This window comes from Pseudomonas mangrovi, from assembly GCF_003052585.1.
Classification (GTDB): Bacteria; Pseudomonadota; Gammaproteobacteria; order Pseudomonadales; family Pseudomonadaceae; genus Aquipseudomonas; species Aquipseudomonas mangrovi.
Genome location: NZ_QASN01000002.1, coordinates 450,679 through 475,637 on the forward strand (window position 1 = coordinate 450,679; position 24,959 = coordinate 475,637).

Genomic DNA, 24,959 nt, shown 5'->3' on the forward strand with positions numbered 1-24,959 from the left:
CGGGAGCGCAGTTTACCCGCTGTAGATGCGCATTCCGACCAGACTTTTGGCGCAGCATGAACAAGCACCGCAGTTGTGCGCGCGACTTCACCGTCCGCGCAGGAACAGCTTGTCCAGATCGTCCATGCCCAACTGGGTCCAGGTCGGTCGACCATGGTTGCACTGACCGCTGCGCTCGGTGTGTTCCATATCGCGTAGCAGCGCGTTCATCTCGGGCAGGGTCAGCCGCCGATTGGCACGCACCGCACCGTGACAGGCCATGGTCGCCAGTAGCTCGTTGAGGTGTGCCTGGATCCGGTCGCTGCTGCCGTACTCGAGAAGATCCGCCAGCACATCGCGTACCAGATCGGCCGCCCGCGCCTGCTTGAGCAGTACCGGGGTCTGGCGGATCGCCAGGGTTTCCGGACCGAGGCGCTGCAGCTCGATACCCAGGCGGCGGAACCAGTCGGCGTGCTCTTCGGCGCAATCGGCTTCGCGCTGACTCAGCGCCATCGATTCCGGCACCAGCAGCGGCTGGCCACTGAGCCCCTCGCTGGCCATCGCCTGCTTGAGACGCTCGTAGGTGATGCGCTCGTGCGCCGCATGCATGTCCACCAGCACCAGGCCCTGGGCATTCTCGGCGAGGATGTAGACACCCTTGAGCTGTGCCAGCGCGTAGCCCAGCGGCGGAATGTCCGCATGGCTCTCGGGCAGCGCTGGCGCTGCGCCCGCCTCCGGCAACGGTGAGAAATACTCGCGCCAGGCGCCCTGTTGTTCGGCGATAGGCACGCCACGCGCAGCCGGTGTCGCCTGATAACCGCTGCCTGGGGCACGCCATAGGTTGTCCGTGGACGGCGACTGCAACAGATTACCCGCCAGACTCATTTCGCCCTGCGGGCCGAACTCACCACCCTCGACGCCGCTCGCCCGCACGGCCGGCGTGAGCGACGCCGGGGTAGCCAGGTGGTCCTCGGGACGAACCTCGCCCAGCGCCCGGTGCAGGGTACCGTAGAGAAAATCGTGGACCATGCGGCCATCGCGGAAGCGCACTTCGTGTTTGGTCGGGTGCACGTTGACGTCCACCGTGCCTGGATCGATCTCCAGGAACAGCACGAAGGTCGGGTGACGCCCGTTGAACAGCACGTCGCGATAGGCCTGGCGTACCGCATGGGCCACCAGCTTGTCGCGCACCATGCGGCCATTGACGTAGAAGTACTGCAGATCGGCCTGGCTGCGCGAATAGGTCGGCAGACCGACCCAGCCCCATAGGCGCATGCCGCCGCGCTCGACCTCGATCGGCAATGCCTGCTCGAGAAAGGCCGTGCCACAGACGCTGGCCACGCGCCGCGCACGACTCAGCTCGTCCGCCGCCTCGTGCAGCGCGAGCACGGTCTTGCCGTTGTGGCGCAGATGAAAGGCGACATTGAAATGCGCCAGCGCCAGCTTCTTGATCACCTCCTGCAGGTGATCGAACTCGGTCTTCTCGGCCTTGAGAAACTTGCGTCGCGCCGGGGTATTGAAGAACAGGTCGCGCACCTCGACCGAGGTACCGACCGGGTGCGCCGCCGGCTGCACGCGCGCGGCCATGTCGCGACCTTCGGTCTCGACCTGCCAGGCCTGCGGCGCATCGGCCGTGCGCGAGGTCAGGGTGAGCCGCGCCACCGAGCTGATCGAGGCCAGCGCCTCACCGCGAAAGCCCAGACTGCGGACCTGCTCCAGATCCTCCAGATCACGGATCTTGCTGGTGGCATGCCGCGCCAGAGCCAGCGGCAGGTCGTCGGCGGCAATGCCGCTGCCGTCGTCGCGCACCTTGAGCAGCTTGATACCGCCCTGCTCGATTTCGACGTCGATCCGCCGCGCGCCCGAATCCAGACTGTTCTCCAGCAATTCCTTGATCACCGAGGCAGGCCGCTCGACCACCTCGCCGGCGGCAATCTGGTTGGCCAGGCGCGGGCTCAGCAGCTGGATGCGCGAGGCTTCGCTCATGGCTGTGCCGCCAGCGTCGTGGCAGGAACGATGAGGATCTGGCCGACCTTGATCACATCCGAACGCAGGTTATTCGCGGAGCGCAGCACTGCAAGGCTGACCTGATAGCGCTGGGCGATCAGCGCCAGGCTCTCGCCAGAGGTGACCCGATGCTCGCGCGGACCCTGGGCGATCTTGCCCGAGTCGCGCATCCAGGCGATGTAGGTTCCGGGCGGTGGGTTCTGCTCGAAGAACTGCTTGACCCCACTCTGCACCGCTCGCGCCAGGGCTTGTTGATGCGCCTTGGTCTGCAGCTTGCTGGCTTCGTTGGGATTGGAGATGAAGCCGGTCTCGACCAGGATCGACGGGATGTCAGGTGATTTCAACACCATGAATCCGGCCTGTTCGACCCGGCGCTTGTGCAGCGGCGTGATGCGCCCCATGTTGCCGAGCACCTTCTGCCCGACGTTGAGGCTCGACGACAGCGTGGCGGTCATCGACAGATCGAGCAGCACGCCGGCGAGCATGCGGTCCTTGTCATCGAGGGTGACGTTGCCGGCGCCGCCGATCAGGTCGGAGCGGTTCTCGCTGTCGGCCAGCCAGCGCGCCGTCTCCGAGGTGGCGCCGCCGTCGGAAAGGGCGAACACCGAGGCACCGAAGGCTGCTGCCCGCGGCGCGGCGTCAGCGTGAATGGAAACGAACAGATCGGCGCCCTGCTTGCGGGCAATCTCGGTGCGCCGGCGCAATGGAATGAAGTAGTCACCGGTACGCACCAGCTCGGCGCGAAAGCCCTTCTCGGCGTTGATCTGGCGCTGCAACTCCCGGGAGATCTGCAGCACCACGTTCTTCTCGCGCACGCCCTTGGGGCCGATGGCACCGGGGTCCTCGCCGCCGTGGCCGGCGTCGATGGCAATGATGATGTCGCGCTTGTCGCTGGGCAGAACCGGCAGTTTGGACGGCGGCTGACTCGGGGTGACCGGCCGCGGCGGAGTGGGCGCAGCCACGCTGGGGCCGGGGGCTGCATCCGCGCCCTGATCGAACAGGTCGAGCACCAGACGGTGGCCGTACTGCTGATTGGGCGCCAGGCTGAAGCTTTTCGGCGAGACCGCCCGCGACAGATCGATCACCACCCGCAGCTCGTTGGCCGAGCGCTGCGCCGAGCGCACGCTGGTAATAGGGGTATTGCTCAATGAAAGCTGGTCGAAGCTGGTTGCCAGACGGCCGCCGGAGACATCGATGACGATGCGGTCCGGCGCGCTGAGGGTGAAGACGTTGTGCTGCACCGGGCCACTCAGGTCGAAGACCAGCCGGGTATTGTCCGGCGCGCGCCACAGGCGCACGCTGCGGACTTCGGAGGTGGCAAAGGCCTGAGCCGATGCGCCGAAGAGTACGAACAGCCCGATCAACAGCGCGCGCAAGCGCATACTCACCCTCGTCTTGTTATTCATGTGCGGGCCAGTAGAGCACACCAGGCCTCTGCGGCCGGGCTGTGCGGTCGCAAGCTCAGGACGCGTCCGCCCGCATGGGGGGCAATGGTAATGTCCAGGTCGGCCTTTGGCAAAACGCCCGCGCCACGTTCCGGCCACTCCACCAGGCACAGACTGTCGCCGTCGAAGTAGTCGCGGATGCCCATGAACTCCAGCTCTTCCGGGTCGACCAGGCGATACAGGTCGAAGTGATACGCGCGCAAGCCCTCGCCCTCGTAGGGCTCGACCAGGGTAAAGGTCGGGCTTTTCACCGCGCCTGCATGGCCGAGTCCGCGCAGGATGCCGCGTGACAGCGTGGTCTTGCCGGCACCCAGATCGCCATGCAGATAGATCACGCCACGCCCGGCGCATGCGCGGGCGATGCGCGCGCCCAGCTCGAGCATCGCCGCCTCATCGGCAGCCTGCAGGGTCAGTTCGGGTACGACCGGTTTAGGTACGGCCAGTTTAGGTACGGCCGGTGCAGGTACAGCCGACTCGGGGTCCGCCGGTCCGGGCGGAGTCAGTCCAGGCATGGCGAATGTTCCTCAAGCAATTCTCGAACAGGTGCAATCAGATCGCTGGCCGCAATGCCGCGCCCCTGGCTACCCAGCCGCTCGCCGGCACGCGCATGCAACCAGACCGCCAGGTGTGCGGCCGCCTGCGCACTCATGCCCTGGGCCAGCAGGGCGCCGATGATACCCGCCAGCACGTCGCCCAGTCCGGCGCCGGCCATCGCCGGATGACCGTGATCACAGAGCGCCAGCTCGCCCTCCGGCGTAGCGATCAGGCTGCCGGCGCCCTTGAGCACGACACAGGCGGCGAACTTCTGCGCCAGGCTGAGCGCCGCCTGAGGCCGGTCAGCCTGGACCTGGGCGCCGCTACATCCGAGCAGACGCGCGGCCTCGCCCGGATGCGGCGTCAGCACCAGCCCTGCTGGGGCCTGGACCACGCCGGCAGCCAGCAGATTGAGCGCATCGGCATCCCAGACTTGACGCTTATCACTGCGGCTGGCGGCGACACTGAGCAGGCTGCGGCCCCAGGCGCTCTGCCCGAGCCCCGGCCCGACCACCAGCACGTCGGCCGCCTCGACCAGCGGCAGCACCTGATTGGCCGAGGCCAGGCCGCGCACCATCAGCTCCGGGCAACGCGCCAGAAAGGCGCCCACATGCACCTCGCGGGTCGCCGCACTGACCAGCCCGGCACCGCAGCGCAGCGCGCTCTGCGCCGCCAGCAGCGCGGCGCCACCGGTCCCGCTGTCGCCACCGATCACCAGCAGCCGACCGAAGTCGCCCTTGTGCGCATCACGCTGCCGCGGTGGTAACGCTTGCAGACCGGCCGCCGTCAACCGTCGCGCCTTCACGGGAACACCGGCGAGAATCGCCGGATCGGCACGCAGGTCGTCGAACACGAGATCGCCGACCAGGGTCGGACCATCGCCGCTGAACAGCCCGAGCTTGAGGCCGATGAAGGTCACCGTCAGCTCGGCGCGCACCGCGCAGCCGAGCACCCGCCCACTGTCGGCACAGAGCCCGGACGGGACATCCAGCGCCAGGACCGGCAGCCGGCTGGCATTGATCGCTTCGATCGCTTCACGATAGGGACTGTGTACCTCGCCACTGAGCCCGGTGCCGAGCAGCGCATCCACCAGCACGCCCTGCAGCGAAGTCCGGGCGGCCCACGGCAGGACGGCAACCCCCGCCGCCTGCGCCGCCTCGAAGGCCAGACGCGCATCGCCAGCCAGACGCTGCGGATCGCCAACGGCCAGCACCCGCACCGTCCAGCCGGCCTTCTGCGCCAGCGCCGCCAGCAGATAGCCATCGCCGGCGTTGTTGCCGCTGCCGGCCAGCACATCCACGCGCGTGCTCTGCGGCCAGCGGCGGCGCAGCGCCCGCCACGCGGCCTGGGCGGCGCGCTGCATCAGCTCGAAACCAGCCGTGCCGGCGGCAATCAGGCGCGCATCGAGGTCACGGACCTGCGCGGCGCTGTACAACACGGAAGGAAGCTCATCCCGGGGCTGGAGCATATCGATGGGCCTGTCGAGTCGATGCCGCTTGACGGCGGCGGTCTGGCGCTTGGACCAGGCGCTCGTCGCTACGTTGCCTGGCAATGCCGCGCAGTATCGGGCCGGGGCGCGTAGAAATCGAGCCTGCTGCATCGACCGACGAGCAGCGGCGCGGGCCTGTTGCCGGCAGCTCTGGCAGAATTGCCGGCATTCCGCAGCCGGCGCACCCGCATGACCGCACCCACACTCGACCTCGACCAGCTCGCCAGCAGCATCCGCAGCTGGGGCCAGGCGCTGGGTTTTCAGCAGGTGGGCATCGCTGGCGTCGAGCTGGGCGAGCACGAAGCGCACCTGCAGCGCTGGCTGGAGGCCGGCTACCAGGGCGAGATGGACTACATGGCCGCCCACGGCAGCAAGCGTTCGCACCCCGACGAACTGGTGCCCGGCACGTTGCGGGTAATTTCGCTGCGCATGGACTACCTGCCGGGCGACACGCGCATGGCGCAGCGCCTGGCCGAGCCGGAGAAGGCCTACGTGTCGCGTTACGCGCTGGGCCGCGACTACCACAAGCTGGTCCGCAAGCGCCTGCAACAGCTGGCCGAGCGCATCCAGCAGGAAGTCGGCCCGTTTGGCTACCGCGCCTTCGTCGACAGCGCACCCGTGCTGGAAAAGGCCCTGGCCGAACAGGCCGGGCTGGGCTGGATCGGCAAGAACACCCTGCTGCTCAATCGCCAGGCCGGCAGCTGGTTCTTCCTCGGCGAGCTGTTCGTCGACATTCCGCTGCCAGTGGATGCGCCGCAGGACAGCGACCATTGCGGTCGCTGCACGGCCTGCCTGGACATCTGCCCGACCGCTGCCTTCGTCGGCGAGCGGCTGCTGGATGCACGGCGCTGCATCTCCTACCTGACCATCGAGCTCAAGGGCGCCATTCCCAGCGAGCTGCGCAGCCTGATCGGCAACCGCGTGTTCGGCTGCGACGACTGCCAGATCGTCTGCCCCTGGAACCGCTTCGCCCGGCCGACCGAGCAGGGGGACTTCCAGCCGCGGCACAGCCTGGACAATGCCGAGCTGGCACAGCTGTTCCGCTGGAGCGAGGAAGAGTTTCTCAGCCGCACCGAAGGCTCACCGCTGCGCCGTGCCGGCTACCAGCGCTGGCTGCGCAACCTGGCCGTGGGCCTGGGCAATGCGCCCTCGACGTTGCCGGTGCTGGAAGCGCTGAAGGCACGCCAGGATGATCCGTCCGAGCTGGTGCGCGAGCATGTCGCCTGGGCACTGGAGGAGCATCGTCGGCGCGGGGCGCCGGTCTGAGCGACCAACCGAGCCTCATGGCGCAATGCGCTGCGCTTATTGCGCCCTACGGGACGCCGGTCGCTGATGTAGGGTGGATTAGCCGCGCGCGGCGTAATCCACCGCTGGGCGTTGGATTCACCCGCGCAGCCGCAGCGGATCGACCAGGCCGGCGGCGATGACCATGCCGACCAGTTCGGGCAGGCTCTGTGCCTGCATGCGCTTCATCACCCGGCCACGGTAGAGGTCGACGGTCTTCACGCTGATGCCCAGTTGCTCGGCAATCTCGCGGTTGCTGTAGCCGCGCACCAGTGGCAGCAGCACATCGCGCTCGCGCGGGGTCAGGCCGTCCAGGCGTGCCTGCACCTCGGCCAGTCCGGCGCCGGTTGGCGCCCGCTGGACCTGGCGGCTGAGCGCCTGCTGCACGCTGTCGAGCAGCAGTTGCTCGTTGTACGGCTTCTCGATGAAGTCCACCGCGCCGGCGCGAAACGCCCGCACCACGATGGGCACGTCGGCATGCCCGCTGACGAAGATCACCGGCAGATCGAGGCCACGCTGGCGCATCTCTTCCTGCACGTTGAGCCCCCCCATGCCGGGCATACGCACATCGAGCAGCACACAGGCCGCTGCCGCCGGCTCGCAGGCATCGAGAAAAGCCCGTCCGCTGGTGAACGGCAGCGCCTTCAGGCCCACCGATTCGAGCAGCCAGACGGTGGAATCGAGCATGCCCTGGTCATCATCGACCACGTAGACCCGCTGTTGCTGAATCGTCATTCGTCTGTTTCCTCCGCTGATTCCTGGCGCCCGACCGGCAGCCGGCATTCCAGACACAGGCCACCGCCTTCGGCCGCAAAGGCCTCGAGCGCGCCGCCGAAGCCTTCGATGATGCTGCGGCTCATCGACAGGCCCAGGCCAAGCCCCTCGGCCTTGCTGGTGTAGAAAGGGGTGAAGATGTGCTGCAGGGCTTCGGCGGCGACGCCCGGCCCCTGGTCACGCACGCGAATGCACAGGACATCGTCCTGCTGCAGCGCGCTCAATTCGATACTCGAAGGCTGCCCCGGATGGGCCTCGCCGTTGGCATCCATGGCGTTGCGCAACAGATTGAGCAACACCTGTTCAAGCAGCACCCGGTCGGCATACACCGACGGCAGCTGCGACGCGAAGTCCTCGATGATACGCACCTGACGGGTGCCCGCCTCCCACTGGCATAGGCGCACGGCCTCGCGCGCCACGGCATCCGCCTGCAGCGCCTGCATGCGCCGCTGGCCCTTGCGCAAAAAGCCGCGTAGCCGCTTGATCACCTCGGCGGCGTGGTTGGCGTGGGCGGTAATGCGCTCCAGACCCTGGGCGATGCGCTCGGCCGCCTGCGGGTTGCTGCCCAGCGCCTGCAGGTAGCGCTGGCTGGCGCCGGCATAGTTGACCACGGCCGCCAGCGGCTGGTTGATCTCGTGGGCGATGCCCGAGGCCAGCTCGCCGAGCGTGACCAGCCGCGCGGTGTGCGCCAGCTCGTCCTGGTGGCGGCGCTGCTGCGCCTCGCGCAGCTCGCGTTCGGTCATGTCGCGCGCCACCAGCGAATGGTAGTGCTCGCCGCCTGCCGAGCTGTGCGCCAGCAGCACCAGCGACACCGGCAGGCTCGCCGATCCGTCGCAAGGCAGCAGGCGTGCCTCGCAGGACCAGACGCCGACGCGCTCGGCGCTGGCCCAGCCATCGCGTTGCAGCCGCTGCAGATCATCGGCGCCGAGCAACTGTTCCAGGCGCGGTGCAGCGACCCCATCCTGCAGCGCCAGGGCGCGCCGCGCCGCCGGATTCAGATAGCTCAACTGGCCGCCGGGCTCGACGAACAGCACCAGATCGGTATTGGCTTCAACCACCTCGGCCAGGCGCCGACGATTTTCCTCGGCGCGCACCCGCGCGGTGATGTCGCGCGACACGCTGACCACCTCCACCACCGCCCCGGTGTAAGTCTCGCGGATCGCCCGGCTGGCAGTCTCGAACCACAGGTAGTGGCCATCACGATGACGGATGCGGAAGGTCATGGTGTGGTAGCCGTCCTGCTCCAGAGCAGCCTGCGCCTGCTGCAGCAGCGGCGCGTCCTGCGGATGGATCAGCTCGCCCACCGGCTGCCCGCGCAGGGCCTCAGGCCAGATGCCAAGTAGCGTCCAGCTCGCCGGCGAGGCGTCCAGGTAGCGCCCGTCGGGGGTGTGACGGGAGATCAGGTCGGTGGTGTTCTCGGTGATCAGCCGGTACAGCCGGCGGGCCTGGGCCGCCTCGCGACCGGTGCGGATTTCCTCGGTGGCCTCGCGGCAGCGCGCCAGCACCCGGCCTTCGGTGGTATCGGGAATGAAGCACCAGATCAGGCTGCGCTCGCCCACCTGGGCCTCGACCTGCTCGATGGCGCGGCCCTGGGCCAGGCAGGCACGCACCAGCGGCGCGTGATTGACCGGCAGCAGTGTCTCGACCACGCCACCTTCGCTGTCCAGCAGGCGCTGCAGCGCGGCGTTGAATTCCAGCGGTCGCGCCGCATCGTCGAGCAGCAGGCTCGGTTGCGGATCGTCGGCGAGCAGCGGCGCGGCGCGCGCCAGACCCAGCGCCAGCGGCAGGGTCTGGCGCAACAGCAGCAGCCAGCCGCGCAGCCAGGCATCGTCCGCATCGTCCTCCAGCTGCACCAGCAACAGCCCCGGCTCGCCAGGTGCCAGCTCCAGCGCCTGGGCCAGACCGTGGGCCAGGCCGGCCCGACGCAGACGCCCGGCCAGCCAGCAATCCAGATTACGCAGCTCGGCCAGGGTCAGGCAGTGCTGTTCGGCCAGCCAGGCGCGCAGCGGCAGGTCACTGGCCTGCAGCGGATCACCCTGGCCCGGCGGCAATTGCGCCGTCTGACCGAGATGGGCATAGGTGCCACTGCCCGCCTGCCAGTGCAGGTACCAGACGCCATGCACCTGCGGATAGGCGCGCAGCACCCGGCACAGTGCGGCAGCAGCCTCGGCCGCCGGTCGCTGCGCCCGCACCGCATGCAGCAGGCCCTCCAGCTGCAACGCCTGATCGCCCGCCATGAACCCTCCCGATACAGATCTAGTAATTAACCTATACAACTATGGTTTAACTACCATCAAAAGCCAAATAAACCTATAAAGCACATCAGCAAATCGGCCGCTCCGCGCGGAAGATACCTGAATACCCAGAGCCAACAATTCGCCACAGGTATAAGCATGTCGATCTACGAACAGGGCCTGCCCCGCTCCGCCGTCAACCACATCGCCCTCTCGCCGCTCAGCTTCATCGAGCGCACCGCGGCCATCTACCCGGACTATCCGGCAGTGGTGCACGGCTCGATCCGCCGCACCTGGGCGCAGACCTATACCCGTTGCCGGCGCCTGGCCTCGGCGCTGGCCGGGCGCGGCATCGGCAAGGGCGACACCGTGGCGGTGATGCTGCCGAACATTCCGCAGATGCTCGAAGCGCACTTCGGCGTGCCGATGATCGGCGCGGTGCTCAACACCCTCAACGTGCGCCTGGACGCCGAGGCCATCGCCTTCATGCTGCAGCACGGCGAAGCCAAGGTGCTGATCACCGACCGCGAGTTCTTCGACGTGATCCACGCCGCCGTCGGCATGCTCGACCATCCGCCGCTGGTGATCGACGTCGACGATCCGGAATATGGCGAAGGCCAGGCAGTCAGCGACCTGGACTACGAAGCCTTCCTCGCCGAGGGCGATCCCGAATTCGCCTGGCAGTGGCCGGACGACGAGTGGCAGGCGATCAGCCTCAACTACACCTCCGGCACCACCGGCAATCCCAAGGGCGTGGTCTACCACCACCGCGGCGCTTTCCTCAACGCCATGGGCAACCAGATGACCTGGAACATGGGCAACCATCCGGTCTACCTGTGGACCTTGCCGATGTTCCACTGCAACGGCTGGTGCTACCCCTGGACGATCACCGCGCTGGCCGGCGTGCACGTGTTCCTGCGCCGGGTGGACCCGGCGCGCATCCTCACCCTGATCCGCGACGAGCAGGTCAGCCACCTGTGCGGCGCGCCCATCGTGCTCAATGCGCTGGTCAACATGCCGGCCGAGGCCAAGGCGGCCATCGATCATCCGGTCAACGCCATGGTCGCCGGCGCCGCGCCGCCGGCCAAGGTCATCGGCGCGGTCGAGGAAATGGGCATCCGCGTGACCCACGTCTACGGCCTGACCGAGGTCTACGGCCCGGTGACCCTGTGCGCCTGGCACGCCGAGTGGGATGAACTGCCGCTGGATCAGCGCGCACAGATCAAGGCGCGCCAGGGCGTGCGCTACCCGACCCTGGAAGGCGTCATGGTCGGCGACCCCAAGACCCTGGAACCGGTACCGCGCGACGGCCAGACCATCGGCGAGATCTTCATGCGCGGCAACACCGTGATGAAGGGCTACCTGAAGAACCCGACCGCCACCGCCGAATCCTTCGAGGGCGGCTGGTTCCACACCGGCGACCTGGCGGTGTGCCACCCCGACGGCTACGTGGAGATCCGCGACCGCCTCAAGGACATCATCATCTCCGGCGGCGAGAACATCTCCACCATCGAGCTGGAAGGCGTGCTCTATCGCCACCACGGCGTGCTGGAGGCAGCGGTGGTGGCGCGACCGGACGAGAAGTGGGGCGAGACGCCCTGCGCCTTCATCACCCTCAAGGCCGACCACGCCGATGTGCGCGAGAGCGACATCATCGCCTTCTGCCGCGAGCACCTGGCCGGCTTCAAGGTGCCGCGCAGCGTGGTCTTCACCCAGCTGCCCAAGACCAGCACCGGCAAGATCCAGAAATACGTGCTGCGCGACATGGCCCGCGCCCTCTGATCCCGGAAGGCCGCCCGGCGCGGCCGCCCCTGCGCTTTCAACAACAACAAGATGCGGTCACGCCCTGCCTGACCGATGGAGGCACACATGCAACTGATTCACCGAAAGGACGGCGACGAGCAGCCGTACTGGAAGGCCGGCCCGTTCAAGCTGCGCCTGCCGTTCGTCCACTACCGCTGGGAAACCGCGGAGATGCTCCAGGCCCTGATCATGTTCGTGGTCAGCCTGGCGATGATCCCGCTGCTGGAGAAATACCTCGGCCTGCCCTATGACGTGGCGCTGGCCTACGTGGTGGTCTGCGGTATCGGCTTCATGCTGCCGGCGCTGCTCGGCGTGCCCTTCGTGCCCGGCTGGATCACCCCGGGCATCCCGGTGGTGCTGCTGTTCCTTGGCAAGTTCGAGCCCGGCCCGCAGGCGATCCAGGCATTGTTCGCCCTGCAGTTCCTGGTCTTCGTGATCTTCCTCATCCTCGGCGTCACCCGCCTGGGCAGCACCCTGGTGCGGCTGTTCCCCAACTCGATGAAGGGCGGGATCATCATCGGTGCCGGCATCGCCGCGCTGATGGGCGAGATCAGCGCCGGCGGCCGCCTGGCCAACACGCCGATCTCCCTGGCGCTGGGCAGCCTGATCTGCCTGTACCTGATGTTCTCGGTGTCCTTCAAAGGCCTTACCGAGCGCCTGCCGCTGGCGCGCAAGATCGTCAACTACGGCATGGTGCCGGGCATGCTGATCGCCATCTTCATCGGCATCGGCGTAGGCGAGTACAAGATGCCCGACATCAAATGGGGCATCACCGCGCCGGCCTTCGGCGAGATGTGGAACTACCTGCCGTTCAACGTCGGCTTCCCCGGCCTGGACGTGTTCCTGCTGGCGGTACCCACCGCGGTGATCGCCTATGTGATCGCCTTCGGCGACATCATCGTCGGCCAGTCGCTGATGCAGCGCGCCGACGAGCTGCGCACCGACGAGAAGATCGACGACAACGTCGATCGCGTCCACCTGGTCACCGCCATCCGCAACGCCCTGCACGCCTTCTTCGCGCCCTATCCCGGCCTCGCCGGCCCGCTCTGGACCGCCGTCGCGGCAACCATGGCCGAGCGTTACAAGTACGGCCGCAAGGCGATGGACTCGATCTACAGCGGCGCCGGCACCTTCTGGATTACCGGTTTCATCGCGCTGTTCATGCTGCCGCTGGTCAGTTTCTTCCAGCCGGTGCTGCCCATCGCCCTGTCGCTGACGCTGATCCTCACCGGCTACATCTGCCTGATGGTGGGCTTCGAGCAGCTGACCAACAACACCGAGCGCGGCATCGCCGGAACCATGGGCGTGGTGCTGGCGGTCTACGGCGCCGGCTGGGGCCTGGCGGCCGGGGCTGCGCTGTACATACTGGTGGAGCGCACCCATCTGCTGAAGTTCGCCACATCGAAAGACCCGGTCAGCGCACCCGACGCCGACTGACCCTTCGGCCGCCACCGCGCGGCCCTTTTCATCGACGAACCGCCGCGCCCTGCGCGGCGCACTGCCACGAGGTGACCCATGCCCAGTTACAACGCTCCCCTGCGCGACCTGCGCTTCGTCCTGCACCAGGTGTTCGACGGCCCGAGCCTGTGGGCGCGCCTGCCAGCGCTGGCCGGTCACATCGACGCGCAGACCGCCGACGCCATCCTCGAGGAAGCGGCCAAGGTCACCGGCGAGCTGATCGCCCCGCTCAACCGCAGCGGCGACGAGGAAGGCGCCCAGTGGCGCGACGGCGCGGTCGTTACTCCGAGCGGATTTCAGGACGCCTGGAAGACCTATGCCGAGGGCGGCTGGGTCGGCCTGGCCGGCAACCCCGAACACGGCGGCATGGGCATGCCGAAGATGCTTGCGGTGCAGTTCGAGGAAATGCTCTACGCGGCCAATTCGAGCTTTGCGCTCTACTCGGCGCTGTCCGCCGGCGCCTGCCTGGCGCTCGATGCCCACGCCACCCCGGCACTGCGCGACACCTACCTGGGCAACATCTACGCCGGGCGCTGGGCCGGCACCATGTGCCTGACCGAGCCCCACGCCGGCACCGACCTGGGGATCATCCGTACCCGCGCCGAGCCCCAGGCCGATGGCAGCTACCTGATCAGCGGCACCAAGATCTTCATCACCGGCGGCGAGCAGGACCTGACCGAGAACATCATCCACATGGTCCTGGCCAAACTGCCCGACGCACCGGCCGGGCCCAAGGGCATCTCGCTGTTCCTGGTACCCAAGGTGCTGGTCAACGACGACGGCAGCCTGGGTGCGCGCAACGCGGTGAACTGCGGCTCGATCGAACACAAGATGGGTATCAAGGGCTCGGCCACCTGCGTGCTGAACTTCGACGGCGCCCGCGGCTGGCTGATCGGCGAGGCCAACAAGGGCCTGGCGGCGATGTTCACCATGATGAATTACGAGCGCCTGTCGATCGGCATCCAGGGCATCGGCTGTGCCGAGGCGTCCTACCAGAACGCCGTGGCCTATGCCCGCGAGCGCATCCAGAGCCGTGCGCCGGGCGGCCCGCAGGCGCAGGACAAGGTCGCCGACCCGATCATCGTGCACCCCGACGTGCGCCGCATGCTGCTGTCGATGAAGGCCATGACCGAGGGCGGCCGTGCCTTCGCCTGCTACGTCGGCCAGCAGCTGGACCTGGCCAAGTACGCCGAGGACGCCGCCGAGAAGGCCCGCGCCGAGACCCTGGTGGCGCTGCTCACCCCGGTGGCCAAGGCCTTCTTCACCGACACCGGGCTGGACAGCTGCGTCCACGGCCAGCAGGTGTTCGGCGGCCACGGCTACATCCGCGAGTGGGGCCAGGAGCAACTGGTGCGCGATGTGCGCATCGCGCAGATCTACGAGGGCACCAACGGCATCCAGGCCCTCGACCTGCTCGGACGCAAGGTGCTCGGCAGCGGCGGCGAGGCGCTGCGCCTGTTCGCCGCGGAAATCCGCGCCTTCGTCCATGGCCGCGAGCATCCCTATGCCAGCGAACTCATCGAGGCGCTGGAGCGGCTGGAAGCGCTCACCGGCTGGCTGCTGCAGCAGGCCAAGGCCGACCCCTGCGCGGTCGGCGCCGCCTCGGTGGAGTACCTGCAGCTGTTCGGCCATGTCGCCTACGCCTACATGTGGGCCCGCATGGTCAGCGCCGCACGCCAGCACCATGCCGAGGACCCGGACTTCTGCCAGGCCAAGCTGGCCACCGCCGAGTTCTTCTTCCGCCGCCTGCTGCCGCGCAGCCTGGCACTGGAAGCGAGCATCCGCGCCGGCAGTGCACCGCTGATGCAGCTGGCGGCGGAGCTGTTCTAGTCCCCTGACAACCCTGCCCGTGCTTGCCACGGGCTCACCCTTTTGAGCGTGCGCGGTGCCACTCCCCTTTCGGCGCCGCGCCTTTTTATTGCCTGCAACCGGCGCCGCGCCGGTTCTGCCGAGGGAGTTTCACCTGCCATGTCCGAGGTCGTCATCGTCGCCGCCGCCCGCACCGCCATCGGTGCCTTCCAGGGCTCGCTGTCCAGCGTACCCGCGCCCGAGCTGGGTGCCATCGTCATCCGCCGCCTGCTCGAACGCAGCGGTCTGGAAGGCACGCAGGTCGACGAAGTGCTGCTCGGCCAGGTGCTCACCGCCGGCAGCGGACAGAACCCCGCACGCCAGGCGGCGATCCGCGCCGGCCTGACGCATGCGGTGCCGGCGCTGACGCTGAACAAGGTCTGTGGCTCGGGGCTCAAGGCGGTGATCATGGCCGCCCAGGCGATCCGCTGCGGCGATGCCCAGACGCTGATCGCCGGCGGCCAGGAGAACATGAGCCTGTCGCCCTACGTGCTGCCCAACGCCCGCAGCGGCCTGCGCATGGGCCATGCGCGCACCCTCGACAGCATGATCCAGGACGGCCTGTGGGATGCTTTCAACGACTACCACATGGGCATCACCGCGGAGAACCTGGCGCAGCGCTACGGCATCTGCCGCGAGACCCAGGACGCCTTCGCCCTGCGCTCGCAGCAGCGCGCCTGCGCCGCCATCGAGGCCGGCCGTTTCGCCGCCGAGATCGTTCCGGTGAGCATCGCCCAGCGCTATGGCGAGGCGGTGCTGTTCCAGCAGGACGAACAGCCGCGCGCGGCCACCAGCGCCGAGTCGCTGGCCAGGCTGCGGCCGGCGTTCCGCAGCGACGGCAGCGTCACCGCCGGCAACGCCTCGAGCATCAACGACGGCGCCGCCGCGGTGCTGCTGATGAGCGCGGCGCGTGCCGCCGAGCTGGGCCTGCCGGTGCTGGCGCGCATCGCCGGCTACGCCAGCAGCGGCGTCGACCCGGCCTACATGGGCATCGGCCCGGTGCCGGCGACACGCCAGGCGCTGACCCGCGCCGGCTGGACGCTCGACCAGCTCGACCTGGTCGAGGCCAACGAGGCCTTCGCAGCCCAGTCGCTGGCGGTGGCCCACGAGCTGGGCTGGGATGCCGAGCGGGTCAACGTCAACGGCGGCGCCATCGCCCTGGGCCACCCGATCGGCGCCTCCGGCTGCCGCATTCTGGTCAGCCTGCTGCACGAGATGATCCGCCGCGACGCCAGAAAGGGCCTGGCCACCCTGTGCATCGGCGGCGGTCAGGGCGTGGCCCTGGCCATCGAACGCTAGCCCCCGATCTGTTGGGCCTCGCGATGCTCGGCGCCAACCTACCCCGTAGGCGGCAACCGGCGGGTACCTAGGTTGGCGCCGAGTCGAAGACCAGGCCCACCTACTCGCGCGCGCGGTGCCCACCACAGACGCACACCCGAAGCACCGACAACAACAAGGAGAAAGCATGCGTACCCTGACCACCCTGCCCGGCAACAGCCAGAAACTCGACGGCGGCGCCATGTTCGGCAACGCCCCGCGCGCACTCTGGGAGCGCTGGATGCAGCCCGATGCGCAGAACCGCATCGACCTCGGCTGCCGCGCCCTGCTGGTGCGCGAGGACGGCCGCAACATCCTGGTCGAGGCCGGCATCGGCGCCTTCTTCAGCCCGGACCTGAAGCAGCGCTTCGGCGTCGTCGAGGAGCGTCACGTGCTGCTCGACAGCCTTGCCGCGCAAGGGCTGAGCGATGCCGATATCGACGTGGTGGTGCTGACTCACCTGCACTTCGATCATGCCGGCGGTTTGCTCGCGGCCTGGGAAGAAGGCCGTTCGCCACGCCTGCTGTTCCCCCGCGCGCGCTTCGTCACCGGCCGCCGCCAGTGGCAGCGTGCCTGCAACCCGCACGCCCGCGACCGCGCCTCCTACATTCCCGAACTGCTCAACCTGCTGGCCGCCAGCGGGCGCCTGGAGCTGATCGACGACGGCAACCGCTCGGCCATCCTCGGCGATGACTGGCGACTGCACTGGAGCGATGGCCACACCCCGGGACAGCTGCTGCCGGAGGTGGCGATGGCCGACGGACCGGTGCTGTTCGCCGGCGACCTGGTCCCCGGCGCGCCCTGGGTGCACCTGCCGATCACCATGGGTTACGACCGCTTCCCGGAAGGCCTGATCGAGGAAAAGGAAAGCCTGCTGGCTGACCTGCTGCAGCGCGGCGGCCGACTGGTATTCACCCACGACCCGCGCGTGGCCATGGGCCGTCTGGTGCGCGATCCGGCCGGACGCTACGGCGTGGAGCCACTGGCCGGCGAGGTGGTCGCGCTGGCGCGCTGAGCCAGACTTGGCGGCGCTTATTGCGCCTTACCCAGGCCGTTGGGCGGATTAGCCGCTGGCGGCGTAATCCGCCAAAGTGGCCGACTGCGCGAGGTGGCACACGGTCGACTCTGGTGCGGAGCCCAACGACCTCGACGCAATGCGCTGCGCTTATTGCGCCCTACACGGTGGCCGTAGGGCGGGTTAGCCGCGCGCGGCGTAATCCGCCGATTGTCTGGGAGCCATCCGTCTTGCACCCGGCCAGCAGGAGCGTCACAAGCCGCCGCTGACACCCAGATTGAATCCCAGCACAGCCGCTAGCGAAAGCGGCAGCAGCAGGGTATCCAGCAGCAGACTGGCGGGCAGGTCCAGGCGCGGATGCCTGGGCGCCTCGGTGCCGAAGCGTTCCTGCGCGCAGCAACCGCCGTGCAGCGCGTACCAGTCCAGCCGGGTGCCGGCGTAGACCAGCGGCGCGCCGGGCTTGGCAGCGTCCAGGGTGCTGACGGTCGCGCAGCCCGGAAGATTCAGCAGGACCCCCAGCAGCACCCGCCGCAGGTGTCTCAAGGCCCGCGCTCGCGCTGGCTTTCGATCCGAACCAGGCGGCCGTCGATGAAATGCAGAATGCGGAACATGCCGTTGGTGGGGCCGTAGACCCAGCGCTCCACGTTCACTGCACCCGGCTGCGGGTAACCGTTCGGCCCGAGTACCGCCGGGGAAACCTGCCGACCGACGGGCGCGCCGCAGGTGGCTAGCACCTCCTGCCTGCTCTGGCCCTCGTTGATCAGCCCGCTGCCGCAGCGCATCGAAGCCATGCCCGGGGTACTGACCAGTAGCGCCAGCAGACAGAGCGCTGTTGCGGGAGTCCGTGACATGGCTCAGTCCTCGCTGACCAGATGATGTTCTCCCCAGCGCGGCAGCATGTCCTGGGGGATGTTCAGACAGTTGAGGATGCGCGCGACGACGAAGTCGATCAGGTCGTCGAGGGTCTGCGGCTGGTGATAGAAGCCCGGCGAGGCCGGCAGGATGATCACGCCCAGGTTGGAGAGCTTGAGCATGTGCTCCAGATGGATGCTCGAATAGGGCGCCTCGCGCGGTACCAGGATCAGCTGGCGACGTTCCTTCAGCGCCACGTCGGCGGCCCGCTCGATCAGGTTGTTGCAGGCACCGCTGGCGATGGCCGACAGCGTGCCGGTGCTGCACGGCACTACCACCATGGCACCGGGCGCGCCCGAGCCGGAGGCCGGCGGAGCCATCCAGTCCTCCTTGCCAAACACGCGGATCTGCCCGGCGGCCGCACCGGTGTACTCGGTGAGGAACTGCTGCATCGCCTGCGGCTTGGCCGGCAGGGTGACGTCCGTCTCGGTGGCCATCACCAGCTGCGCCGCCTTGGAAATCAGGAAATGCACCTCGCGGTCCTCCTGCACCAGGCAGTCGAGCAGGCGCAGGCCGTACTGGGCGCCGGAGGCGCCGGTCATGGCCAGAGTGATGCGTTCGGGACCGTTCATCAAATCTCCCCTTGCTGCGCAGGCTGGCGAACGCCATCTGCGGATGTTCCATCGGACAGCCTGGAGGACAACGCTGCGCGGTTGTCCACCCTACGGCTCGGCTAGTGCTGTGCCAGCGCCGCGGCCAGCTTGCCGTGCAGGCCGCCGAAGCCGCCGTTGCTCATCACCACCACCTGGGTGCCGGGGCTGACGCGCGCCTTGACGCCTTCGATGATGGCTTCCAGCGAATCACAGACCTGGGTGGCGTTCTTCGCTCCGGCGACGGTGCCGGCCAGGTCCCAGCCCAGGTTCGGCGGCGCATACCAGAACACCGCGTCGGCCTGCTCGGCGGACTCGGCCAGGCCATCGCGGTGCGCGCCGAGCTTCATCGAGTTGGAGCGTGGTTCGATGATCGCGATGATCGGCGCATCGCCGACCTGCTTGCGCAGGCCGTCGAGGGTGGTGGCGATGGCGGTCGGGTGGTGGGCGAAGTCGTCGAAGAGGGTCACGCCAGCCACCTCGGCGACCTTCTCCATACGCCGCTTGACGCTGCGGAACTCACCGAGGGCTTCGGTGCCCTGCTTCGGCAGCACGCCGACATGCCGCGCCGCGGCCAGGGTGGCCAGGGCGTTGGCGACGTTGTGCAGTCCGGTCAGCGGCCAGTCCACCACGCCTTCGGGCTGACCATTGAAGAGCACCTCGAAGCGCGAGCCGTCCTCGCTGAGCAGCCGTGCCTGCCACTGGCCGCCATCACCGGTAGTCTGCACCGGCGTCCAGCAGCCCATCTCGATCACCCGCACCAGCGCAGACTCGGTCTGCGGATGAATGATCAGGCCGTCACCGGGAACGGTGCGCACCAGATGGTGGAACTGCCGCTCGATGGCCGCCAGATCCGGGAAGATGTCCGCGTGATCGAATTCCAGGTTGTTGAGGATCGCGGTGCGCGGGCGGTAGTGGACGAACTTGCTGCGCTTGTCGAAGAAGGCGCTGTCGTACTCGTCGGCCTCGACCACGAAGAACGGCGTATCGCCCAGTCGCGCGGAAATACCGAAGTTCTGTGGCACCCCGCCAATCAGAAAGCCCGGGCTCATCCCGGCATGTTCCAGCACCCAGGCGAGCATGCTGCTGGTGGTGGTCTTGCCGTGGGTGCCGGCGGCGGCCAGTACCCAGCGCCCCTGCAATACGTGGTCGGCCAGCCACTGCGGCCCGGAGACATAGGGCAGCCCCTTGTTGAGCACGTACTCGACCGCCGGATTGCCGCGCGACAGTGCGTTGCCGACCACCACCAGATCCGGCTCCGGCTGCAGGTGCGCCGCGTCATAACCCTGCATCAGCTCGATGCCCTGGGCTTCGAGCTGGGTACTCATCGGTGGGTAGACATTGGCATCGGAGCCGGTGACGCGATGGCCGAGCTCCTTGGCCAGCACCGCCAGCGAACCCATGAAGGTGCCGCAGATGCCAAGAATGTGGATGTGCATGAACAACCCCTGCGAAACGCTGCTGCGCAGCCCTGAGCGGTGGCCGCAGACCCGGACGGGCACGGCCGAAAACTGCCGCGCAGGTTAGCACAGGCGCCCTGCCCGAGACGCCCGGCGCATGCCCTGCTGCGGTGCGTGACGAGTCCTGAAGGTGCGCTGTCGCCGGCGCGCCGGCCGTCGACCAGCCCGGCAGCCACGTGCGCCCGCCACCTCGTCGAAGGCACAGCGCTTGCTTGCTCGAGTGTTCGGCTCGTCAGCTTTACTCAATCCGCGAAGACACTGACCCTTTTGCCCGTACCCGACCGGAGAACCCATGCCTCGTTTCCAGCACAGCGTCGGCGGCACCCGCTGGCAGTTCGACAGCCTGCGCGAGCTGATGGCCAAGGCCAGCCCGGCGCGCTCCGGCGACCATCTGGCCGGGCTGGCCGCCGCCAGCGATGCGCAGCGCGTGGCGGCGCAGATGGCACTGGCCGAGCTGCCGCTCAAACATTTCCTCGACGAGGCGCTGATTCCCTACGAGGCGGACGAGGTGACCCGGCTGATCATCGACCAACACGATGCCGCAGCCTTCACCGCCGTCAGCCACCTCAGCGTCGGCGACTTCCGCGACTGGCTGCTCTCCGAGCAGGCCGACGGCGCCGCCCTCGCCGCGCTGGCACCCGGCCTGACGCCGGAGATGGTCGCCGCGGTCAGCAAGCTCATGCGCATCCAGGACCTGGTGCTGGTCGCGCGCAAGGTCCGGGTGATCAGCCGATTTCGCAATACCCTTGGCCTGCGCGGCCGCATGGCCACCCGCCTGCAGCCGAACCACCCGACCGACGATGCCGGCGGGGTCGCCGCGAGCATCTTCGACGGACTGCTCTACGGCAACGGCGACGCGGTGATCGGCCTGAACCCGGCGACCGACAGCCTGAATGGCATCTGCGAACTGCTGCACATGCTCGATGCGGTGATCCAGCGCTACGAGATCCCTACCCAGTCCTGCGTGCTGACCCACGTCACCACCTCGATCGAGGCAATCAACCGCGGCGCGCCGCTGGACCTGGTGTTCCAGTCGATCGCCGGCAGCGAAGCCGCCAACGCCAGCTTCGGTGTCAGCCTGGCGCTGCTTCAGGAGGGCTACGAGGCCGGGCTTTCCCAGCAGCGCGGCACCCTCGGCGACAACCTGATGTATTTCGAGACCGGCCAGGGCAGCGCGCTGTCGGCCAACGCCCATCACGGCGTCGACCAGCAGACCTGCGAGGCCCGCGCCTACGGGGTGGCGCGCACGTTCAAGCCGCTGCTGGTGAACAGCGTGGTCGGCTTCATCGGCCCGGAGTACCTCTACAACGGCAAGCAGATCATCCGCGCGGGTCTGGAAGACCACTTCTGCGCCAAGCTGCTCGGTGTGCCGATGGGCTGCGACATCTGCTACACCAACCATGCCGAGGCCGACCAGGACGACATGGACGTACTGCTGACCCTGCTCGGCAGCGCCGGGGTCAACTTCATCATGGGCATCCCCGGCTCCGACGACGTGATGCTCAACTACCAGAGCACCTCCTTCCACGACGCCCTCTACCTGCGCCAGGTGCTCGGCCTGCGCCCGGCGCCGGAGTTCGAGCAGTGGCTTGAGCGGATGAACATCCTGCGCCAGGACGGCAACGGTCTGCGGCTTGCTGAGGAGCTGCCAGCGCCGCTGCGCAACGCCCTGGCGAATGCCCGGTCATGAATACGCAAGCGATTGCCTGCCGCAACGGAGTTCAACCATGAACGACAACCCACCCATCCATCCCGCTCGAGCCGATCTGTGGCAGCAGCTGCGACGGATGACTCCGGCGCGCATCGCCCTGGGCCACGCCGGCACCAGCCTTCCGACCCGCGCCCAGCTGGACTTCCAGTTCGCCCATGCCCAGGCGCGTGACGCCGTGCATCTGAGCCTCGACAGCGAGGCACTGGCGGGCGAGCTCGGCGGCAACTGCCTGTTGCTGCACAGCGCCGCAACCGATCGTCAGACCTACCTGCAGCGCCCGGATCTGGGTCGGCGCCTGGACGACACCTCGCGCGCCGTGCTGCTGCAAGAGGGCAACGCCAGCAGAGACTGCGACCTGGCGGTGGTGATCGCCGACGGGCTCTCGGCACTGGCGGTGCAACGGCATGCCGCGCCGCTGCTGCGCCAGCTGGCCGAGCGCTGCGCGGCACAGGGGCTGCGCCTGTCGCAGCCCTGCCTGGTGCAGCAGGGACGGGTCGCGGTGGCCGACGAGATCGGCGAACTGCTCGGCGCCCGCGCCAGCCTGATCCTGATTGGCGAACGCCCCGGTCTCAGCTCGCCGGACAGCCTCGGCGCCTACCTCACCTTCGCGCCACGGGTCGGGCTGACCGATGCGGCGCGCAACTGCGTGTCGAACATCCGTGCCGCCGGGCTCAGCTATCCACTGGCCGCCCATCGCCTGCACTACCTGCTCAGCGAGGCGCTGCGCCGCGGCCTCTCCGGCGTCGACCTCAAGGACGAAAGCGAGCTGAACAGCCTGCCTGGCCAGGGCCAGGCAGGCGCCGGCAACTTTCTCATCGGCCCCGTCAGCACGCCCTGAAGAAGGCGTCGCCGGCTGACAGCCCTGACACCACCACAGGGACCCACCGGTCAGTTTCGAGACCGAACGGACAGCGGTTGCCTGGGTCACAGACTTTGCTGCAGGATCAGCGCCGTTCGCCGTAGGTTTTATCGAAAAATCCTCTGACGCCGTACGCGAGGCCCCATGCGCATCATCCAAGCTACCCTCGAGCATCTCGACCTGCTCACGCCGATGTTCGTCGACTACCGCGAGTTCCACGGTCAGCCGGCCTACCCGGAAACCTCGCGCACCTTTCTCGAGAAGCGTCTGCGGCGCAAGGAGTCGGTGATCTACCTGGCGCTGGCCGATGACGAGGAGCGTCTGCTCGGCTTCTGCCAGCTCTACCCGAGCTATTCCTCACTGGCGCTCAAGCGCGTCTGGATCCTCAACGACATCTTCGTCGCCGGCGACGCCCGCCGTCAGCTGGTTGCCGACCGCCTGCTGCAGACTGCCAAGAAGATGGCCCGCGATACCCAGGCAGTACGCATGCGCGCCACCACGCTGCACGGCAACGAAACGGCGCACAGGCTCTACGAGTCGATCGGTTTCCATGAGGACGATCAGTTCGTCAATTTCATCCTGCCCCTGGGCGAGGTGGGAGAGGTGGACGAGGACTGACTCAGCCGCCGAAGCCCAACCACAGACCAAGGCACAGCTGCAGACCGATCACCACCAGCGCCAGGCCGCGCCACAACGGCAGCGCTTCTTCGCGGCGCGCCTGCTCGCCGCGCTCCAGGGCATCCTCCAGTGCCCGGCGCAGCTCCGACAGCGCCGCAAAACGGGCCTCCGGGCGCGGCGCCAGGGCCTTGGCCAACACGCCGTCCCAGCCAGCAGGAACACTGGTCAATCGACCACCCAACGGCTGGTAATGCTGGGCCTCGCCGTCCGGCATGGCGCAGCCGGGCCAGCGTCCGGCCAGCAGCCAGTAGGCACAGGCCGCCAGCAGAAACTGCTCGGCGCGACTCTCCATGACCTCGCCCCGACGCAGCTCGGGAGCCAGCGGCAACCAGCCGTGCGGTGCCGCGGCGCGCCGCTCGCCCGGTAGCTGCACCGCGCCTTCGGCAAGTACGCAGAGGTTGCCCGCGGCATCCAGCAGGATCTGCCGCGGTCCCAGCCAGAGCCCCTGCATGCCGCGGCGCTGCAGCGCGCGCAGCGCCTCGATCAATTGATCGAGCACGACCAGAAGCTCGCCGGCGGAGAGTTTCTGGCGCTGCGCCAGCCACTCGTCGAGGGTGCGCATGCCCGGCCCCGGTAGCGCCCACAGCCAGTAGGCGCGGGTGCGCGGACGGCGCGACGAGAGCAACGGCAACAGGCTGGGCACCGGGCTGCGGCGGATGGCCCACTCGCGCTGCCAGAAAGCCTCGTCACCATCCTCTTCGGCCAGGCACAGCAATGCCTTGCGACCCTCTTCGTCCTCGGCGAGGAACAGCCGCTGCGCCGGGCCGTAGTCGCATCTGCCCAGCAGCGTCCAGCCATCCAGGCGCTGACCGGGATGCGCGCCGCAGACCTTCGGCCAGCTCGGTGCGGCCAGCAGCGGCGGCTGGCGCTCGCTGGCGCCGCACAATAGCAACGCAGCACCAGGTGCGGCCAGCAGCCCGCGAAACCAACGCTGCAGCGCCAGCTCATCGGCATTCAGCCGCGCCAGACGCAGATTCGCCGGATCACTCAGCGCCAGCAGCGGCTGCGGCGCCAGCAGCAGGGCGTCGGAGTTCTCCAGATGCAGGCTGTGCTGGATCACCGCCAGCTCCGGGCTGCGTCCCAGCTCCGATTCGCTGGCCGCCGGAAACACCTGCAGCTCACCGCCACGGCAGCGCAAAAGCCCGACCGCGCCCACCTGGAAGAACAGCAGATCATCGCCCTGCAGCAGCAGCACACCGATGTCGATGGTCGCCGCCGCGGCGCTGTCACGCCGGTGAAACAGACGCTGATTGAACAGCGCCAGCACCTGGCGCACCGCCTGTGCCTCGCTCCAGCTGGGCGGCGTGCAGGGGTAATCGGCGAACAGCTCATCGAGCATCTGCTGCGCCAGACGCACCGCGACAGGGCAGTCGCGCACCCAGACCAGTGCAGCCAGCAGCACCGCCGGGCGACCCTGCCGGCCCGCCAGCCATTGCACACGAACCCGGGCCGCCCGGTCGTCCAGGTCCGGCCCGTGGCCTGCGCTGAGGCCGGGGATGAGGTCCTCCAGGTTGGGATGCGCCATGTGCGAGCCCTCCGCCGATCCGCGACAGCCGGCTCCG

The 24,959-nt window shown here is 68.3% G+C and carries 20 protein-coding genes; 9 read left to right on the top strand and 11 right to left on the bottom strand.

Going from position 1 to position 24,959, the window contains the following annotated elements; translation table 11 throughout:
• Positions 1-87 precede the first annotated feature (87 nt).
• The 4 genes from mutL to DBO85_RS02145 are packed head-to-tail and all read right to left on the bottom strand — an operon-like array spanning position 88 to position 5,433.
• Positions 88-1,965 (bottom strand): DNA mismatch repair endonuclease MutL, encoded by a 1,878-nt coding sequence (gene mutL / locus DBO85_RS02130; protein WP_108104818.1) that lies wholly within the window; start codon positions 1,963-1,965, stop codon positions 88-90.
• Positions 1,962-3,368, bottom strand: coding sequence for an N-acetylmuramoyl-L-alanine amidase (locus tag DBO85_RS02135; protein WP_108104820.1), 1,407 nt, complete (start codon positions 3,366-3,368; stop codon positions 1,962-1,964). The genes mutL and DBO85_RS02135 overlap by 4 nt, the downstream gene beginning before the upstream one ends.
• 20 nt (positions 3,369-3,388) lie before the next feature.
• Positions 3,389-3,943, bottom strand: coding sequence for a tRNA (adenosine(37)-N6)-threonylcarbamoyltransferase complex ATPase subunit type 1 TsaE (gene tsaE / locus DBO85_RS02140; RefSeq protein WP_108104822.1), 555 nt, complete (start codon positions 3,941-3,943; stop codon positions 3,389-3,391).
• A complete protein-coding gene (locus DBO85_RS02145) occupies positions 3,931-5,433 on the bottom strand; it encodes an NAD(P)H-hydrate dehydratase (RefSeq protein ID WP_108104824.1) in 1,503 nt (500 codons plus the stop codon). Before DBO85_RS02145 ends, tsaE begins: the two co-directional genes overlap by 13 nt.
• Positions 5,434-5,643: 210 nt before the next feature.
• On the opposite strand from DBO85_RS02145, the gene queG reads away from it, so the two are divergent.
• Positions 5,644-6,720: a tRNA epoxyqueuosine(34) reductase QueG gene (gene queG / locus DBO85_RS02150; RefSeq protein WP_108104826.1), complete on the top strand. Its 1,077-nt coding sequence runs from the start codon at positions 5,644-5,646 to the stop codon at positions 6,718-6,720.
• A 117-nt stretch (positions 6,721-6,837) separates the two neighbouring features.
• Here the strand turns inward: queG and DBO85_RS02155 are convergent, their stop codons facing one another.
• Together DBO85_RS02155 and DBO85_RS02160 are read right to left on the bottom strand one after the other, a co-directional pair.
• Positions 6,838-7,473, bottom strand: a complete 636-nt coding sequence (locus DBO85_RS02155; RefSeq protein WP_177429720.1) for a response regulator transcription factor — start codon at positions 7,471-7,473, stop codon at positions 6,838-6,840.
• The gene (locus DBO85_RS02160) at positions 7,470-9,749 is read right to left on the bottom strand and encodes a PAS domain-containing sensor histidine kinase (RefSeq protein ID WP_108104830.1); all 2,280 of its coding nucleotides are present in this window, start codon (positions 9,747-9,749) and stop codon (positions 7,470-7,472) included. Before DBO85_RS02160 ends, DBO85_RS02155 begins: the two co-directional genes overlap by 4 nt.
• A gap of 156 nt (positions 9,750-9,905) precedes the next feature.
• Here DBO85_RS02160 and DBO85_RS02165 point away from each other — a divergent pair, with 156 nt between their 5' ends.
• The 5 genes from DBO85_RS02165 (at position 9,906) to DBO85_RS02185 (ending at position 17,187) form a co-directional block, all read left to right on the top strand.
• Positions 9,906-11,528 carry an acyl-CoA synthetase gene (locus tag DBO85_RS02165; RefSeq protein WP_108104832.1) on the top strand — a complete coding sequence of 541 codons (1,623 nt, stop codon included), beginning with the start codon at positions 9,906-9,908 and terminating at the stop codon, positions 11,526-11,528.
• 87 nt (positions 11,529-11,615) lie between these two features.
• Entirely contained in the window at positions 11,616-12,986 is a 1,371-nt protein-coding gene (locus DBO85_RS02170) for a solute carrier family 23 protein (protein ID WP_108104834.1), read from the top strand.
• Between the two features lie 78 nt (positions 12,987-13,064).
• Complete coding sequence (locus DBO85_RS02175; protein ID WP_108104836.1) at positions 13,065-14,837, top strand: acyl-CoA dehydrogenase C-terminal domain-containing protein; 1,773 nt, start codon at positions 13,065-13,067, stop codon at positions 14,835-14,837.
• Between the two features lie 138 nt (positions 14,838-14,975).
• Positions 14,976-16,154 (top strand): acetyl-CoA C-acetyltransferase, encoded by a 1,179-nt coding sequence (locus DBO85_RS02180; RefSeq protein WP_108104838.1) that lies wholly within the window; start codon positions 14,976-14,978, stop codon positions 16,152-16,154.
• Positions 16,155-16,320: 166 nt separating this feature from the next.
• The gene (locus DBO85_RS02185) at positions 16,321-17,187 is read left to right on the top strand and encodes an MBL fold metallo-hydrolase (protein ID WP_108104840.1); all 867 of its coding nucleotides are present in this window, start codon (positions 16,321-16,323) and stop codon (positions 17,185-17,187) included.
• 252 nt (positions 17,188-17,439) lie between these two features.
• Here the strand turns inward: DBO85_RS02185 and DBO85_RS02190 are convergent, their stop codons facing one another.
• The 4 genes from DBO85_RS02190 to mpl all read right to left on the bottom strand — a co-directional run bounded on the left by DBO85_RS02190 (position 17,440) and on the right by mpl (position 20,128).
• Positions 17,440-17,730: a YceK/YidQ family lipoprotein gene (locus DBO85_RS02190; protein ID WP_407681432.1), complete on the bottom strand. Its 291-nt coding sequence runs from the start codon at positions 17,728-17,730 to the stop codon at positions 17,440-17,442.
• A complete protein-coding gene (locus DBO85_RS02195; RefSeq protein WP_108104842.1) occupies positions 17,727-18,038 on the bottom strand; it encodes a DUF2845 domain-containing protein in 312 nt (103 codons plus the stop codon). The genes DBO85_RS02190 and DBO85_RS02195 overlap by 4 nt, the downstream gene beginning before the upstream one ends.
• A 3-nt stretch (positions 18,039-18,041) precedes the next feature.
• Positions 18,042-18,671, bottom strand: a complete 630-nt coding sequence (gene ubiX, locus DBO85_RS02200; RefSeq protein ID WP_108104844.1) for a flavin prenyltransferase UbiX — start codon at positions 18,669-18,671, stop codon at positions 18,042-18,044.
• A 101-nt stretch (positions 18,672-18,772) separates the two neighbouring features.
• Positions 18,773-20,128, bottom strand: coding sequence for a UDP-N-acetylmuramate:L-alanyl-gamma-D-glutamyl-meso-diaminopimelate ligase (gene mpl, locus DBO85_RS02205; RefSeq protein WP_108104846.1), 1,356 nt, complete (start codon positions 20,126-20,128; stop codon positions 18,773-18,775).
• 313 nt (positions 20,129-20,441) lie between these two features.
• Here mpl and DBO85_RS02210 point away from each other — a divergent pair, with 313 nt between their 5' ends.
• The 3 genes from DBO85_RS02210 to DBO85_RS02220 all read left to right on the top strand — a co-directional run bounded on the left by DBO85_RS02210 (position 20,442) and on the right by DBO85_RS02220 (position 23,337).
• The gene (locus DBO85_RS02210; RefSeq protein ID WP_108104848.1) at positions 20,442-21,839 is read left to right on the top strand and encodes an ethanolamine ammonia-lyase subunit EutB; all 1,398 of its coding nucleotides are present in this window, start codon (positions 20,442-20,444) and stop codon (positions 21,837-21,839) included.
• 37 nt (positions 21,840-21,876) lie between these two features.
• Positions 21,877-22,698 (top strand): ethanolamine ammonia-lyase subunit EutC, encoded by an 822-nt coding sequence (eutC, locus tag DBO85_RS02215; RefSeq protein ID WP_108104849.1) that lies wholly within the window; start codon positions 21,877-21,879, stop codon positions 22,696-22,698.
• Positions 22,699-22,863: 165 nt separating this feature from the next.
• Positions 22,864-23,337, top strand: a complete 474-nt coding sequence (locus DBO85_RS02220; protein WP_108104851.1) for a GNAT family N-acetyltransferase — start codon at positions 22,864-22,866, stop codon at positions 23,335-23,337.
• 1 nt (position 23,338) lies between these two features.
• On the opposite strand, the gene DBO85_RS02225 is transcribed toward DBO85_RS02220, so the two are convergent.
• On the bottom strand, positions 23,339-24,922 hold the full coding sequence (locus DBO85_RS02225) for a serine/threonine-protein kinase (protein ID WP_158268862.1): 1,584 nt from the start codon (positions 24,920-24,922) through the stop codon (positions 23,339-23,341).
• Between the last annotated feature and the right edge of the window lie 37 nt (positions 24,923-24,959).